Genomic DNA, 15,623 nt, shown 5'->3' on the forward strand with positions numbered 1-15,623 from the left:
TCCTCAGCAGTCCAGTGGGTTGCGTTTTTCCGGGTTGATCCCGAACTTGACGATAGCGTCAGCCACCACCTTCGGTTCGATCTCACCACGGTCAGCCAAGGCTTCCAGGGCTGCCAACACCACGAAGTGACGGTCAACTTCGAAGAAGTGACGCAGCTTCTTGCGGCTGTCACTGCGGCCGAAACCGTCGGTGCCCAGGACTTTGAATTCCTTGGACGGGACCCACTGGCGAATTTGTTCAGCAAACAGTTTCATGTAGTCGGTCGAAGCGATCACCGGGCCTTTACGGCCGGTCAGGCACTCTTCAACGAAGGTGCGCTGTGGCTTCTGGCCAGGGTGCAGGCGGTTGTGACGCTCTACGGCCAGGCCATCGCGACGCAGTTCGTTGAAGCTGGTCACGCTCCACACATCGGCGCCGACGTTGAACTCGTCACGCAGGATCTTAGCCGCTTCACGCACTTCGCGCAGGATGGTGCCGGAGCCCATCAGCTGGACGTGGTGCGCCGCTTCCTTGGTGTCTTCTTCGAGCAGGTACATGCCCTTGATGATGCCTTCCTCGACACCGGCCGGCATGGCTGGCTGCTGGTAGGACTCGTTCATCACGGTGATGTAGTAGAAAACGTCCTGCTGCTCTTCAGTCATCTTCTTCATGCCGTCCTGGATGATCACCGCCAGCTCGTAGCCGTAGGTTGGATCAAAGGTGCGGCAGTTCGGGATGGTGGCAGCCAGGATATGGCTGTGACCGTCTTCGTGTTGCAGGCCTTCGCCGTTCAGCGTGGTACGGCCGGCGGTGCCGCCGATCAGGAAGCCACGGGTACGGCTGTCGCCTGCTGCCCAAGCCAGGTCGCCGATACGCTGGAAGCCGAACATCGAGTAGAAGATGTAGAACGGCAGCATCGGCTGGTTGTGGCTGGAGTACGAAGTACCGGCAGCGATGAAGGAGCTCATGGCGCCCGCTTCGTTGATGCCTTCTTCGAGGATCTGGCCCTTCTTGTCTTCCTTGTAGAACATCACCTGGTCTTTATCGACTGGCTCGTAGAGCTGGCCGACGGAGGAGTAGATGCCCAACTGACGGAACATGCCTTCCATACCGAAGGTACGGGCTTCGTCCGGGATGATCGGGACGATGCGCGGGCCGATTTCCTTGTCCTTGACCAGCTGCGCCAGGATGCGCACGAAGGCCATGGTGGTGGAGATTTCACGGTCGCCCGAACCGTCAAGGATGGCCTTGAGGGTACTGAGGTCCGGCGTCGGTACGCTGAAGCTCTGCGCACGGCGTTGTGGCACGAAACCACCCAGCGCGGCGCGGCGTTCGGCCAGGTAACGGGCTTCGGCGCTGTTTGGCTCCGGCTTGAAGAACGGCAGGTTTTCCAGCTCTTCGTCCTTGACCGGGATGTCGAAGCGGTCACGGAACAACTTCAGGCTGTCGACATCGACTTTCTTGGTGTTGTGCGCAGTGTTCTTCGCTTCGCCGGCACCGGTGCCATAACCCTTGATGGTCTTGGCCAGGATGACGGTCGGTTGTTCCTTGTGGTTCACCGCTTCGTGGTACGCCGCGTAGACCTTGTACGGGTCGTGGCCGCCACGGTTGAGTTTCCAGATCTCGTCGTCGGACAGGTCGGCAACCATCGCCTTGAGTTCAGGCGTGTTGAAGAAGTGTTCGCGGACGAACGCGCCGTCTTTGGCCTTGTAGTTCTGGTACTCGCCGTCGATGACTTCGTCCATGCGACGCTGCAGGATACCGTCGACGTCCTTGGCCAGCAGTGGGTCCCAGAAACGGCCCCAGATGACTTTGGTCACGTTCCACTGGGCGCCGCGGAATACGCCTTCAAGTTCCTGGATGATCTTGCCGTTGCCGCGAACCGGGCCGTCGAGGCGCTGCAGGTTGCAGTTGATGACGAAGATCAGGTTGTCCAGCTTCTCGCGGCCGGCCAGGGAGATGGCGCCCAGGGATTCCGGCTCGTCGCACTCGCCGTCGCCCAGGAAGCACCAGACCTTCTGCTTGCCTTCAGGGATGAAGCCACGGGCTTCCAGGTACTTCATGAAGCGTGCCTGGTAGATCGCTTGAATTGGACCCAGCCCCATGGAAACGGTCGGGAACTGCCAGAAATCAGGCATCAGCCAAGGGTGCGGGTACGACGACAGGCCGTTACCGTCCACTTCCTGGCGGAAGTTGTTCATGTGTTCTTCGGTGATGCGGCCTTCCATGAACGCACGGGCGTAGACGCCTGGCGAGGTGTGGCCCTGGAAGTAGATCAGGTCGCCGCCGTGTTCGTCGGTCGGGGCCTGGAAGAAGTAGTTGAAGCCGATGTCATACAGGGTTGCACTGGAAGCGAAGCTGGAGATGTGACCGCCCAGGTCCGAATCTTTCAAGTTCGTGCGCATTACCATCGCCATGGCGTTCCAACGTACCAGCGAGCGAATGCGGCGTTCCATGAACAGGTCGCCAGGCATGCGTGCTTCGTGGGTAACGGGGATGGTGTTGCGGTATGGCGTCGTGATGGCGTAAGGCAGTTGCGAGCCGCTGCGGGTCGCGAGTTCGCCCATACGGGTCATCAGGTAGTGAGCACGGTCTTCGCCTTCTTTGTCGAGAACCGATTCCAGGGCGTCCAGCCATTCCTGGGTTTCGACGGGATCGAGGTCTTGCATGGCTTGCTCCAGGGCGGAAAGGCTACCAGAATCGGTTGCCTGAAGTTTGCGACTGGCCTTGTGGGCAGACGACATAAATTCTTGGATGGCCGAAGGTTGCTTCGGCGTCCTGTAGTTTTACTACAAATCGTCGGCCATTTCAGCCTTTCGAATGTATATACGAGTAGTAAAACTACACAAGACTGAGCGTATGGCTCGGTCTGGCTGGTGAGCATAATCGTTATTGTTGATCTTTTGCGAACAAGAAAAGGTGAAAGTTTGATGTTGGCTGCCAAAATGAAATTAATTTCAGCTATTTCTAACCTTTGTTCGACAGTCCTTCATAGAGCGTGGTTCTTGCGTTCACAACACGTAGCCAATTACACGCCGATCAAGGATAGACCATGAGCCTTCCAACACTGGCCCAACTCCCGGCCATTCTCTTGCCAAAAGCCCAGCGGGCCGAGCAGTCATTTCGTGACGCAGTGGCCGCGCTGGACGATGATCATGGACTTTCTGCGTGGACGCCGCAACGGTGGGCCGACTTCGCCCGCGTGTGCGCCGCCAGTGATTTCGTCATTGAACAGAGTGTTCGTGACCCTTTGATGTTGCTTGAACTGGCCGCCTGGGGCGAACTGGATCGAGGTTTTGCGCCTGGCGAGCTGTGTGGGCAGATTGCTGGCGCCGTGCAACAAGCCGAAACAGAAGATGAACTGGGCCGTGTCTTGCGTCGCCAGCGCACACGCCAGCAAGTGCGCATCATCTGGCGCGACCTGACCCGTCAGGCCGACCTGGTGCAAACCTGCCGCGACCTCTCCGACATGGCCGACGCCTGCATCGACCAGGCCTACCAGTGGCTGTACCAACGCCACTGCGTACAGTTCGGCACGCCCACCGGCCGACGCAGCGGCGAGCCGCAGCACATGGTCATTCTCGGCATGGGCAAGCTCGGTGCGGTGGAGTTGAACCTGTCGTCGGACATTGACTTGATCTTCGCCTACCCGGAAGGCGGCGAGACGGTGGGTGTGAAGCGCGCCCTGGATAACCAGGAGTTCTTTATCCGGCTTGGTCAAAAATTGATCAAGGCCCTCGACCCGATGACCGTCGACGGCTTCGTGTTCCGCGTCGACATGCGCCTGCGCCCCTACGGTTCAGCCGGTGCGCTGGTTCTGAGCTTCAACGCGCTGGAGCAGTATTACCAGGACCAGGGCCGCGACTGGGAACGCTACGCCATGATCAAGGCGCGGGTTGTCGCCGGCGACCAGGCGGCCGGTGCGCAATTGCTCGACATGCTGCGGCCGTTCGTCTATCGCCGCTACCTGGACTTCTCCGCCATCGAAGCGCTGCGCACCATGAAGCAGTTGATCCAGCAGGAAGTGCGGCGCAAAGGCATGGCCGACAACATCAAGCTGGGCTCGGGCGGTATCCGCGAAGTGGAGTTCATCGCCCAGGCATTCCAATTGATTCACGGTGGGCGCGACCTGAGCCTGCAACAGCGCCCGTTGCTCAAGGTGCTCGGCACTCTGGAAGGCCAGGGCTATCTGCCACCGGCGGTGATTGCCGAGTTGCGCAATGGCTACGAATTCCTGCGTTACACCGAACACGCGATCCAGGCGATTGCCGACCGCCAGACACAAATGCTCCCGGACAGCCCCGAAGACCAGGCGCGCATTGCCTTTATGTTGGGTTTTGCCGACTGGGCTGTGTTCCACGAGCGCCTGATGTACTGGCGTGGCCGGGTGGACTGGCACTTCCGCCAAGTGATTGCCGATCCGGACGAAGAAGAGGGCGAAGAAAGCGAGTTGGTCGTGGGCGGTGAGTGGTTGCCGCTGTGGGAAGAGTCCCAAGATGAAGAGGCGGCCTGCCGTCAGTTGGCCGAAGGTGGGTTTACCGACGCGGCCAAGGCCCTCAAGGCGTTGGCCGGCCTGCGCAACAGCCCGCAACTGCGCGCCATGCAGCGCTTGGGGCGCGAGCGGTTGGATGCGTTTATACCGCGTCTGCTTGCCCAAGCGGTCGAACACGCCAACCCGGACCTGGTGCTGGAGCGCGTGTTGCCGCTGGTGGAAGCCGTCGCCCGACGTTCCGCCTACCTGGTGCTGCTCACGGAAAACCCCGATGCCCTGCGCCGCCTGCTGACCCTGTGCGCCGCCAGCCCGTGGATCGCCGAGCAGATCACGCGCTTCCCGCTGTTGCTCGATGAATTGCTCAACGAAGGCCGCCTGTTCAAGCCGCCGTTGGCGCCGGAGCTGGCCGCCGAGTTGCGCGAGCGCCTGACGCGCATCCCGGAAGACGACCTTGAACAACAGATGGAAGCCTTGCGGCACTTCAAGCTGGCCCACCGCCTGCGCGTGGCCGCCTCGGAAATCGCCGGCAGCCTGCCGCTGATGAAGGTCAGCGACTACCTGACCTGGCTCGCCGAAGCCATCCTCGAACAAGTGCTGGCCCTGGCCTGGCGCCAGACCGTGGCGCGACACGGCTCGCCGCAGCGCCTGGACGGCACCCTGTGCGATCCTGGCTTCATCATTGTCGGTTATGGGAAAGTCGGCGGCATCGAACTGGGGCATGGTTCGGACCTGGACCTGGTGTTTATCCACGACGGTGACCCCCAGGCCGAGACCGATGGCGCCAAGCCCATCGACGGTGCGCAGTTCTTCACGCGCCTGGGCCAGCGCATCATTCATTTGCTGACCACCCAGACCAACTCGGGCCAACTGTATGAAGTGGACATGCGCCTGCGACCTTCCGGCGCATCCGGTTTGCTGGTGAGTTCATTGGGCGCGTTTGAGCGCTATCAACAAAATGAAGCCTGGACCTGGGAGCATCAGGCCCTGATCCGGGCGCGGGTGCTGGTGGGCAGCCAGGATGTGGGCCAGGCGTTCGAGCAGGTACGGGCGAACGTATTGGGACAGGAACGGGACCTGGCGAAGCTGCGCCAGGAGGTCAGCGAGATGCGCGCCAAGATGCGTGACAACCTGGGCACCAAGGGCACGGCGGCCGGCACCGGCGCCAATGCCTTCGAAGCCACGGCGCTGTTCGACCTCAAGCAGGACGCCGGAGGTATCGTCGATATTGAATTTATGGTGCAATACGCGGCTCTGGCGTGGTCTGCGCAGCATCCATCGTTGCTGCGCTACACCGACAATATCCGCATTCTGGAAGGCCTGGAGCAGGTGGGCTTGATGCCCGCCGCCGATGCCCATCTGCTGCGCGAGGTGTATAAGGCCTACCGATCCGCCGCGCACCGCCAGGCCTTGCAGAACGAGGCCGGTACGGTGGCCGGGGATCAGTTCGCCGACGAACGGCGCCAGGTGATGCGAATCTGGCAGGCGCTGGAGTTGAGCTGAAACACTATTACGGCGGGGAGGCATAAGCCTCCCCGCATCGTTTGTGGAAACTACATGAATATTCTGATCGTTGGGCCCAGTTGGGTCGGTGACATGGTAATGGCGCAGACACTGTTCCAGTGCCTGCGCGTGCGTTACCCGGACTGCCAGATCGACGTGCTCGCCCCCGAGTGGAGTCGCCCGATCCTTGAGCGCATGCCCGAGGTGCGCAAGGCCTTGAGCTTCCCGCTCGGCCACGGCGCCCTGGAACTGGCGACCCGCCGTCGCATCGGTAAATCCCTGGCGGGTGAGTACGACCAGGCGATCCTGCTGCCCAACTCGCTCAAGTCGGCGCTGGTGCCGTATTTTGCCGGCATCCCCAAGCGCACCGGCTGGCGTGGCGAGTTCCGCTACGTGCTGCTCAACGACGTGCGCACACTCGACAAAGCCCGCTACCCGCTGATGATCGAACGGTTCATGGCCCTGGCCTACGAGCCGGGTGCCGAGTTGCCCAAGCCGTATCCGCGCCCGAGCCTGCAGATCGACCCGGCGAGCCGCGACGCGGCCCTGGCCAAGTTCGGCCTGACCCTGGACCGCCCGGTATTGGCCTTGTGCCCCGGCGCCGAATTCGGCGAATCCAAGCGCTGGCCGTCGGAGCACTACGCGAAGGTGGCCGAGGCGAAGATCCGTGAAGGCTGGCAGGTGTGGCTGTTCGGTTCGAAGAAGGACCATCCGGTGGGTGAAGACATTCGCCAGCGCCTGATTCCCGGCCTGCGCGAAGAGGCAGTGAACCTCAGTGGCGACACGTCCCTGGCCGAGGCCATCGACCTGCTGTCCTGTGCCGATTCGGTGGTGTCCAACGACTCCGGCCTCATGCACGTGGCGGCTGCGCTGAACCGCCCGTTGGTGGCGGTGTACGGCTCCACCTCGCCGGGCTTCACGCCGCCGCTGGCCGATCAGGTCGAAGTGGTGCGCCTGGGCCTGGAGTGCAGCCCGTGTTTTGACCGTACCTGCCGCTTCGGCCACTACAACTGTATGCGCCAATTGCTGCCGCAGCCGGTGAACGAAGCCTTGCAGCGGTTGCAGGGCTCTGCGGTCGAGGTCCGATAGTTTGCGCGTACTGGTAATCAAGACCTCATCCCTGGGCGACGTGATCCACGCCTTGCCGGCATTGACCGACGCGGCGCGGGCGATCCCCGGCATTCAATTCGACTGGGTAGTGGAAGAAGGCTTCGCCGAGATTCCCACCTGGCACCCGGCGGTCGACAAGGTGATCCCGGTGGCGATCCGCCGCTGGCGCAAAAATTTCTGGCAAACCATCAAGAGTGGCGAGTGGCGGCGGTTCAAGCAGCAAGTGCAGTCGACCAAATACGATCTGGTGATCGATGCTCAGGGCCTGCTGAAAAGCGCCTGGCTGACCCGCTACGTGCGTGCGCCCATCGCCGGCTTCGACAAAAATTCCGCGCGCGAGCCGATGGCCGCACGTTTCTATTCCCGACGCCTCGCCGTAGCACGTGGGCAGCACGCGGTGGAGCGTCTGCGCCAGTTGTTCGCCGTGGCGCTCGGATATGACCTGCCCAAAGGCCTGGGCGACTACGGCCTGAGCACGGAAAAACTCCTGGGCTTGCCGCCGAAAAAGCCCTTTGTGCTGCTGCTGCACGGCACCACCTGGGACACCAAGCACTGGCCCGAAGCCTACTGGCGCGAGCTGGCCGAGCGCATGGGCCGCCTGGGCGTCGACGTGAAATTGCCCTGGGGTAACGCCGCTGAAAAAGCCCGTGCCGAACGCCTGGCCCAGGGCCTGCAAAACGCCGAGGTGCTGCCCAAGCTGAACCTGGCCGGTGTGGCCCGTGTATTGGCCGGCGCCCGTGCCTGTGTGGCGGTGGACACTGGCCTCGGGCACCTGGCTGCTGCGTTGGACGTGCCGACCATCTCCCTGTTCGGCCCGACCAACCCCGGCCTCACCGGCGCCTACGGCAAGGGCCAGATTCATCTGGCCAGCGACTTCCCCTGCGCGCCGTGCCTGCAAAAGCAATGTACCTATCAACCGACGGCCGACGACCTGCGTCGGTTCGACCTCAAGCGCGAGTCGCCCCTGTGCTTCACGCGCCTGAACCCTGAGCGTGTGGCAAGCCGACTGAGCACGTTGTTACTGGCTGAGGAGCTGCACTGATGCAACTGGCTTTTGTGCTGTACAAATATTTCCCCTTCGGTGGCCTGCAGCGCGACTTCATGCGCATCGCCCTGGAGTGCCAGCAGCGCGGCCATCAGATTCGTGTGTACACGCTGATCTGGGAAGGCGACATCCCGCCCGGCTTCGAAGTGCTGGTGGCGCCGGTCAAGGCGTTCTTCAACCATCGGCGCAACGAAAAACTCAGCGCCTGGATGGCCGCCGACCTGGCCAAGCGCCCGGTGGACCGCCTGATCGGCTTCAACAAAATGCCCAACCTGGACGTGTACTACGCCGCCGACGGTTGCTTTGAAGACAAGGCGCAAAACCTGCGGCACTCGCTGTACCGCTACTTTGGCCGCTACAAGCATTTTGCCGAGTACGAGCGCGCGGTGTTCGCCAAGGACGCCAAGACCGAAGTCCTGATGATTTCCGAAGTGCAGCAACCACTGTTCATCAAGCATTACGACACCCCGGTGGAACGCTTCCACCTGCTGCCGCCGGGCATTGCCCAGGACCGTCGCGCGCCGCCGAATGCCGCCGAAATCCGCGAAGGTTTCCGCAAGGAATTCAACCTCGGCGACGACGAGCTGCTGTTGGTGCAGATCGGTTCGGGCTTCAAGACCAAGGGCGTCGACCGCAGCCTCAAGGCCGTGGCCGCGTTGCCGTCTGAACTGAAAAAACGCACGCGCCTGTTTGTAATCGGCCAGGACGACCCCAAGGTATTCCAACTGCAAAGCGCTACCTTGGGCCTGGGCGATAATGTGCAGTTTCTCAAGGGGCGCAGTGATATCCCGCGTTTCCTGCTGGGCGCCGACCTGTTGATCCACCCGGCGTACAACGAAAATACCGGCACCGTCTTGCTCGAAGCCTTGGTGGCCGGGCTGCCGGTACTGGTCTCGGCCGTGTGTGGGTATGCCCACTACATCGCCGAGGCCGACAGTGGCCTGGTACTGGATGAGCCGTTTGAACAGACGCAACTCAATCAATACCTGGCGAATATGCTCACCGACACGGCACAGCGCGCGGCCTGGAGCCGCAATGGCTTGGCCTTCGCTGAGACGGCCGACCTTTACAGCATGCCGCAGCACGCTGCGGATGTGATTCTGGCGGAGCCAAAACGATGAAGTTGATTCTTGCCGAACCGTTCAAGACTTTATGGGCCGGGCTCGATGCCTTTGCCGAAGTCGAGAAACTGCAAGGTGAAGTATTCCGTGAACTGGCGGCGCGTCGCACCCTGCGTACCGAGGTGGATGGCCGTCCGTATTTCGTGAAGATCCACCGTGGCATCGGCTGGGGTGAAATCCTCAAGAACCTGATCACCGCCAAGCTGCCGGTACTCGGGGCGGGCCTTGAGTGGGCGGCGATTCATCGCCTGCAGGAGCTCGGCGTGCCGACCATGACCGGTGTGGCGTTCGGCGAAAAGGGCAGCAACCCGGCGGACCAGCACTCGTTCATCATCACCGAAGAGCTGGCGCCGACCCTCAGCCTCGAAGACGTCACGATCAACTGGGTCGCCGAACCGCCGGCACCCGCGTTGCGTCATGCCCTCACGGCCGAACTGGCGCGCATGGTCGGCGATATGCACCGGGGGGGTGTGAACCACCGCGACTGCTACCTGTGCCATTTCCTGCTGGACACTGCCAAGCCCATCGATGCGAACAACATCAAGCTGTCGGTGATCGACCTGCACCGTGCCCAATTGCGCGCGCACTTGCCGTTGCGCTGGCGCGACAAGGACCTGTCCGCGCTGTACTACTCGGCGCTGGATATCGGACTCACCCGTCGCGACAAACTGCGTTTCCTCAAGGGCTACTTCCGCCAGCCGCTGCGCCAGATCCTCGCCGAGCAATCAGCGTCCCTGAGCTTGATGCAGCGCAAGGCCGACAAGCTGTATGCGCGCAAGCTGCGTTATGGGGATGCGATCTGATGGCGGGTTGGAACCTGGAACCTGCTTACGCCAGCCTGGCGGATGATTTTGGCAGCCTCGAAGCGGTCTTCGCCCTGCAAGGCGAACGGCTGACCCGCGACCCGCTGTCGGAAGTGATCCGCGTGGAGCGTGGCGGGGTCAACTATTACGTCAAGCGCTACATCGGTGCCGGCAAAGGGCTGCGGCGCTACCTGGGCAAGCCGCGGGTCAAGTCCGAATGGCAGAACCTCAAGCGTTTTGCCAAATGGGGCATTCCCACCGCCGATGTGGTTGCCTGGGGGCTGGAGCGCAAGGGCCTGGCCTATGATCGTGGGGCGATGATCACCCGCGAACTGCCGAAGACCGAAGACCTCTCGGTATTGGCCGAGCGCAACGATGCGCGCCTGCACGATCCCAAGTGGGTCAACGCGGTGAGCCGTCAGCTCGCCGAATACACGCGCACCATGCACGATCATCGCTTTACCCATAACGACTTGAAGTGGCGCAACCTGTTGATCGATGACCACCAGACCCTGTACCTGATCGACTGCCCCAACGGCGATTTCTGGCGCGGGTTCTGGCTCAAGTACCGCATCACCAAAGACCTGGCCTGCCTGGACAAGGTGGCCAAGTATCACCTGTCCGCCACCCAGCGCCTGCGTTTCTACATGCAATACCGTCAGCGCCGGCACCTGAGTGCAGCGGACAAACAGCGTATTCGCCATGTGGTGAAGTTTTTCGAGGGACGCGAATGAGTGATTTCCTGGCGGCTGAAGACCGGGCGCTGCTGGAGCGCAACGGCTTGGCGACGTTCGATGCCCTGTGGGCCAAGCAACTGGATGCAGTGGATGAACCCAATACCAGTCGCGGTGGCTGGAGCAGCGTCTTTCGCCTGGAGCTCGACGGCCACGGTTATTACCTCAAGCGTCAGAGCAACTACCTGACGCGCAGCCTGCACCGTCCCTTTGGCGAGCCGAGTTTCTCCCGCGAGTTCCGCAATATCAGTCGTTACCGCAAGCTCGGCATCCCTGCCTTGCAGGCGGCGTTCTACGGCGAGCGCAAGGTGGGCGGCGAGCATCGCGCGATGCTGCTGACACGTGCCCTGGACGGCTGGAATGACTTGGATTCGCTGCTGGAGCAGTGGCCCCAACTGAGCGATGCCCAGCACCGCGCGATCCTGCGGGCCTGCGGTGAGCTTGCTCGTCGGTTGCACAGCGTCGGCCAGGTGCATGGCTGTTTTTATCCCAAACATATTTTTATGCAGGCCACCGGCGACGGCTATACCGCGCAGTTGATCGACCTGGAGAAAACCCGTCCGCTGTTGTTCGGCTGGCGTGATCGGGTCAAGGACCTGGAGCCGTTGTTGCGACGTGCACCGCAGTGGTCGGACGAACAGGTGCGCCAACTGTTGGCTGCCTATCTGGATCAACCGAAGGACAGCGCGCTGGTCGCCACCTGGCTGCAGAAACTGACCGCGCGCCGTAGTCACAAGGAAAACCGTTGATGCGCCTGTCCGAGCTGAAAACCGCTGGCCGCACCCCCGACCTGCCACTGACCATCGAGCTGGCGGATGCGGCGGGCCCAGGCCAGTTGCAACTGCTGAGTCTGTTGCGTGTGCTGCCGGGTGAGCGTTATGTGGGGGCGGCGGTCTGGCGTGGTCGTCCGGTACTGGCCAAGTTGCTGGTGGGCAGCAAGGCGGCGCGGCACTTTCAGCGTGAACTCAGCGGCGTGCGGCTGCTCGCCGAGCAATGCCTGACCACGCCGTTGCTGCTGGCCGATGGCTTGCAGGAAGGCGAGGGCGGCTGGTTGCTGTTCGAATTCATCGAGGGTGCTGAAAGCCTGGCCGATGCCTGGCAGTCCGTCGAAGGCTTGCCACCGCTGGCTGACGAACAAACCGCCGTGCTGGCCGAAGCGCTGGGTGCGATCGCTCAGATGCACACCAAGGGGCTGTGGCAGGAAGACCTGCACCTGGACAACCTGCTGCGCCAGGACGGCAAGCTGTACCTGATCGATGGTGCCGGGATCCGCGTCGAAGAGGCGGGCAAACCGCTGTCGCGCAACCGCGTGCTGGAAAACCTCGGGGTGTTTTTCGCCCAGTTGCCGAAAAATCTCGAGCCGTTTACCGAAGAGCTGCTGGTGTACTACCTGCTGGGCAACGGCGAGCACGCCCTGCCGCTGGAAGCCCTGGAGAAACAGGTGCGCAAGGTCAGTGCCTGGCGCCTCAAGGACTTCCTGAGCAAGGTCGGCCGTGAATGCACGCTGTTCAGCGTGGTGCGCGGCGCCTTTGCCTTGCGTGCGATCCGGCGGGAAGAGGAACCGGCCATGCTGCCGGTACTGGAACAGGCCGATGCGCTGCTGGACCAGGGCCATTTGTACAAGACCGGCGGCGCCGCCAGCGTGGCGAAGGTCGAGGTGGCCGGTCGGCCGTTGGTGATCAAACGCTACAACATCAAGGGCTTCGCCCACTGGCTCAAACGCTTCTGGCGTCCGAGCCGTGCCTGGCACTCCTGGCGCGAAGGCAACCGCCTGGCGTTCCTCGGCATCGCCACGCCCAAGCCGCTGGCGGTGCTGGAAAAACGCTTCTTCTGGTTGCGCAGTCGCGCTTACCTGATCACCGAATACCTGCCCGGCCCGGACATCATCGAGCGCTTCGCACCTTACGTTGAAAATGGTGACGCGCCGGAAAACGAACTGTTGGCGCTGGATCACCTGTTCGCCGAACTGATCCGCGAACGCATCAGCCATGGCGATTTCAAGGGGCACAACCTGTTTTGGGACAACGACCGCTGGTCGCTGATCGACCTGGACGCCATGTGTCAGCACGGCTCCGAGGCAAGCTTCGCCCCGGCGTATGCCAAGGACCGGGCGCGGTTCATGCGTAACTGGCCCGAAAGCAGTGCGTTGTACCAATTGATTGATCAGCGGTTGCCTCGAGACATCAACTGATCAGAACTGATACTCCGCCCCGGCGCCTGCATACCACGAACGTCCAGGCGCCGCTTCGTAGTAGCGGTTATTGCCGTCGCCGACGATCACCGAGCCGACGTACTGGCGGTCGAGCAGGTTGTCCAGGCGCAGGGTCTGGTGGAAAGTCCAGTGTTCGACTTTCTGCTCAAAGCGGGCGCGCCAGTTGAATACGCTGTAGGCCGGGGCGGCGTGTTGGCTGTTGGTGTCTTCGACGTAGACCTGGCTGCGGTACATCCCTTCGAGGGCGGTGCTGACCCAGTCCCTTGGTTTCCAGCTCAGTTCTGCGAACAGCGTGGTTTGAGGGACTCCCGGCAGGTAGTTGCCCTTGTCGACGGCGGTGTTGCCGCTGACGAAGTCACTGTCGTAGGTGGCTTGCAGGCGGGTGTAGGCGAGGTTGGCGCTCCAGTGCTCGCTGAGCTGGCTTTCGATGCCCAGTTCGAAGCCGCGGCGCAGGGTGCGGCCGGCGTTTTGGTAACTGGTGCGGCCGTCTTTGGATTGAGCGACCACTAACTCATCTTCTGTAGTTATCTGGAATACGGCCGCATTGATCCTGGTGTTTTTCACTTGGGCCTTTAATCCCACTTCGTACTGGGTGCTCTCTGACGGTTTCAAGCCGAAGTTGAAGCCCTCCACATTGCCCGGCGCATAGGCTAATTCGGCCTGGGTCGGTGTTTCGAAGCCTTTGCCCGCGCTCACATAACCATGCAGTTCAGGCGTGAACGCATACATCACGCTCATTGACGGCGTATTTTTCTGATAGGTTTTGTTGCCGCTGGAATCGCCATTGCTGAGGAACTGGTCGTCAACGTCCAACTGCATAGTGCTGTGTCGGACGCCGGCTTGCAGGGTCCAGCGGTCGAGGGCCCAGTTGGCCTGGATATAGGGATCGAGGCTGCGGGCGGTGTCGATTTCATCGCGGCGCAGTTGGCCTTTCACGCCGAGGGTGTTGCCGCTGTAGTTCTGGTAGCCGTGGCGACTGTCTTCGCTTTGATCGAAATCCAGGCCGGAGATGATCATTAGCTCGCCCGGTGCGCTTTCAATAGGCTGCATCCAACGCACGCTGCCGCCATAGAACTTGCGGTCGAATTGCACCACGCCGCCGCCACGCTCGTTGGCGGGTGTGCCTCTTGGAATCGACAAATACTGAATCACACTCCGCCGCCCCGTATACCCATTGACCTGCAGCGTCGCATCGCCAAAATACCGCTCGTAATTCATGCCCAATTGCTGATGATCAATGCTTTTACGCGTGTTGTACGTCAGCGCGTTGGCGCTCACCGAGCGTGGGTCGGCCTTGTACGCCGCCCACGTCTGCCCCAGCGGGTCCTGGGTGCCGTTCTGTTCCAGGCTGCTGTAGATCAGCGCCAGTTTGCTGTCGTCATCCGGTTGGACGTTGAGCTTGGCGAAGGTCTGGTCGCGGCGTGCGCTGCTGTGGTCGCGGTAGCCGTTGGTGTCCAAGCGCGAAGCGTCGAGCACAAAACCTGCGCCATTCGCTGCGCCTTCGGCGCTCAGGTGGTTTTTGTTCAGGCCGTCGCTGCCCACCAGGGTTTCGGCGCCGATACGCGGCGGGCCTTCGCCGTCTCGGGAGAACATCTGGATCACACCGCCGGCATTGCTGCCATACAGGGTCGCGGCAGGGCCGCGCAGCACTTCGATGCGTTCGGCAGTGTCGAGGTTGAACGTGGCCGCCTGGCCCTGGCCGTCCGGGGTGCTGGCGGGAATGCCGTCGGCAATCAGCTTGATGCCGCGCACACCGAACGCCGAGCGGGCGCCGAAGCCACGGGAGGAAATCTGCAGGTCCTGGGCATAGTTCTGGCGGTTCTGTACCACCAGGCCGGGCACGCGGGACAGGGCCTCGGAGGCGTTGATGCCCAATTGGCCATCGCTGATCTGTTCGCGGCTGATGCCGTCCACCGAGTACGGCAGGGCGAAGGTCGGGCTGGCGCTGCGTGAGCCGGTGACCACGCTGGGGTCGAGGACCAGCGGGGCGTCTTCAGCCCGAGCGGCATCGCTCAGGGCGAACAGGCCAGGCAGCAGCAAGGTGAAGCGGGCGAGGTTTTTCATCGGTCAGCGGGAATCCATGGCGCGCATAGGCGGTAGACGCGCAAAGGGGCGCGAGTTTAGTGGCTCGGGCGATTTTTATCATTTGGGAATCGTCCTACGCTGCAAATCAATGTTGCTGCTTTGGGTCACCTGCCCTTGCGATGTTAGCGTGGTCAGCCTTGGCAATAACAATGGCAGATGGGCCATAAGGAGAGGGTCATGAGGATGGGGTCGAAAGTCTTGTGCAGTGTGCTGCCGCTTGTGTTGACGGGCTGCGGAACCATCAATACCGTCTTGCGGCCAGACGCGGTCACCAGCCAGAACCTCAAGGACTCGCGCAGTCACTGCGAAAACGTGCCGCGCATCTACAGCGGGGTGATCTATGGGTTCTGCACGCTCAATGGCGAACCGGCGCCCGACAAGAGCCTGAAGGACAACAGCCTGATCGACCATGGCGGCAGCATGCTACCCATTGTCGCGGTGGAGTTTGTCGCCTCCGGCGTGCTGGACACCCTGGTGCTGCCCTACACTGTTTACCGTCAAAGCCGGGACGGCAGCATCGAGATCTTCCGCTGATCCCTCT

Annotated in this window: 11 protein-coding genes; 9 read left to right on the plus strand and 2 right to left on the minus strand. The window is 61.9% G+C overall.

All coding sequences use genetic code 11. The annotated features are described in order from the left end of the window. Nucleotides 1-3: 3 nt before the first annotated feature. Nucleotides 4-2,649: a pyruvate dehydrogenase (acetyl-transferring), homodimeric type gene (gene aceE / locus M2497_RS03240; protein ID WP_248485814.1), complete on the minus strand. Its 2,646-nt coding sequence runs from the start codon at nt 2,647-2,649 to the stop codon at nt 4-6. A 383-nt stretch (nt 2,650-3,032) separates the two neighbouring features. On the opposite strand from aceE, the gene glnE reads away from it, so the two are divergent. Genes glnE through M2497_RS03280 form a run of 8 tightly spaced genes read left to right on the plus strand, consistent with a single transcriptional unit; the run spans nt 3,033 to nt 12,976 of the window. Continuing rightward, nucleotides 3,033-5,972 (plus strand): bifunctional [glutamate--ammonia ligase]-adenylyl-L-tyrosine phosphorylase/[glutamate--ammonia-ligase] adenylyltransferase, encoded by a 2,940-nt coding sequence (gene glnE, locus M2497_RS03245; protein WP_248485815.1) that lies wholly within the window; start codon nt 3,033-3,035, stop codon nt 5,970-5,972. Nucleotides 5,973-6,026: 54 nt separating this feature from the next. After that, the gene (gene waaF / locus M2497_RS03250) at nt 6,027-7,061 is read left to right on the plus strand and encodes a lipopolysaccharide heptosyltransferase II (protein ID WP_248485816.1); all 1,035 of its coding nucleotides are present in this window, start codon (nt 6,027-6,029) and stop codon (nt 7,059-7,061) included. A 1-nt stretch (nt 7,062) separates the two neighbouring features. Next, nucleotides 7,063-8,124 carry a lipopolysaccharide heptosyltransferase I gene (gene waaC, locus M2497_RS03255; protein WP_248485817.1) on the plus strand — a complete coding sequence of 354 codons (1,062 nt, stop codon included), beginning with the start codon at nt 7,063-7,065 and terminating at the stop codon, nt 8,122-8,124. Continuing rightward, nucleotides 8,124-9,248 carry a glycosyltransferase family 4 protein gene (locus M2497_RS03260; RefSeq protein ID WP_248485818.1) on the plus strand — a complete coding sequence of 375 codons (1,125 nt, stop codon included), beginning with the start codon at nt 8,124-8,126 and terminating at the stop codon, nt 9,246-9,248. The genes waaC and M2497_RS03260 overlap by 1 nt, the downstream gene beginning before the upstream one ends. After that, nucleotides 9,245-10,051, plus strand: coding sequence for a lipopolysaccharide core heptose(I) kinase RfaP (gene rfaP / locus M2497_RS03265; RefSeq protein WP_248485819.1), 807 nt, complete (start codon nt 9,245-9,247; stop codon nt 10,049-10,051). The genes M2497_RS03260 and rfaP overlap by 4 nt, the downstream gene beginning before the upstream one ends. Next, nucleotides 10,051-10,785, plus strand: coding sequence for a lipopolysaccharide kinase InaA family protein (locus tag M2497_RS03270; protein WP_248485820.1), 735 nt, complete (start codon nt 10,051-10,053; stop codon nt 10,783-10,785). The genes rfaP and M2497_RS03270 overlap by 1 nt, the downstream gene beginning before the upstream one ends. Beyond that, on the plus strand, nt 10,782-11,534 hold the full coding sequence (locus tag M2497_RS03275; protein ID WP_248485821.1) for a lipopolysaccharide kinase InaA family protein: 753 nt from the start codon (nt 10,782-10,784) through the stop codon (nt 11,532-11,534). The genes M2497_RS03270 and M2497_RS03275 overlap by 4 nt, the downstream gene beginning before the upstream one ends. Beyond that, nucleotides 11,534-12,976, plus strand: coding sequence for a lipopolysaccharide kinase InaA family protein (locus M2497_RS03280; RefSeq protein WP_248485822.1), 1,443 nt, complete (start codon nt 11,534-11,536; stop codon nt 12,974-12,976). Before M2497_RS03275 ends, M2497_RS03280 begins: the two co-directional genes overlap by 1 nt. Here M2497_RS03280 and M2497_RS03285 read toward each other — a convergent pair whose 3' ends face one another. Further along, nucleotides 12,977-15,061, minus strand: a complete 2,085-nt coding sequence (locus M2497_RS03285) for a TonB-dependent receptor (protein WP_248485823.1) — start codon at nt 15,059-15,061, stop codon at nt 12,977-12,979. A 198-nt stretch (nt 15,062-15,259) separates the two neighbouring features. Here M2497_RS03285 and M2497_RS03290 point away from each other — a divergent pair, with 198 nt between their 5' ends. Then, nucleotides 15,260-15,616, plus strand: a complete 357-nt coding sequence (locus M2497_RS03290) for a YceK/YidQ family lipoprotein (RefSeq protein ID WP_248485824.1) — start codon at nt 15,260-15,262, stop codon at nt 15,614-15,616. Nucleotides 15,617-15,623 lie beyond the last annotated feature (7 nt).

This window comes from Pseudomonas sp. CYM-20-01 (assembly GCF_023169845.1).
Lineage (GTDB): Bacteria > Pseudomonadota > Gammaproteobacteria > Pseudomonadales > Pseudomonadaceae > Aquipseudomonas > Aquipseudomonas azotoformans.

Coding starts and splice junctions, on each gene's coding strand:
- M2497_RS03275 (WP_248485821.1), top strand. CDS start 10,782: ATGAGTGATTTCCTGGCGGCTGAAGACCGGGCGCTGCTGGAGCGCAAC.
- M2497_RS03285 (WP_248485823.1), bottom strand. CDS start 15,061: ATGAAAAACCTCGCCCGCTTCACCTTGCTGCTGCCTGGCCTGTTCGCC.
- waaF (WP_248485816.1), top strand. CDS start 6,027: ATGAATATTCTGATCGTTGGGCCCAGTTGGGTCGGTGACATGGTAATG.
- M2497_RS03270 (WP_248485820.1), top strand. CDS start 10,051: ATGGCGGGTTGGAACCTGGAACCTGCTTACGCCAGCCTGGCGGATGAT.
- rfaP (WP_248485819.1), top strand. CDS start 9,245: ATGAAGTTGATTCTTGCCGAACCGTTCAAGACTTTATGGGCCGGGCTC.
- M2497_RS03260 (WP_248485818.1), top strand. CDS start 8,124: ATGCAACTGGCTTTTGTGCTGTACAAATATTTCCCCTTCGGTGGCCTG.
- M2497_RS03280 (WP_248485822.1), top strand. CDS start 11,534: ATGCGCCTGTCCGAGCTGAAAACCGCTGGCCGCACCCCCGACCTGCCA.
- M2497_RS03290 (WP_248485824.1), top strand. CDS start 15,260: ATGAGGATGGGGTCGAAAGTCTTGTGCAGTGTGCTGCCGCTTGTGTTG.
- aceE (WP_248485814.1), bottom strand. CDS start 2,649: ATGCAAGACCTCGATCCCGTCGAAACCCAGGAATGGCTGGACGCCCTG.
- glnE (WP_248485815.1), top strand. CDS start 3,033: ATGAGCCTTCCAACACTGGCCCAACTCCCGGCCATTCTCTTGCCAAAA.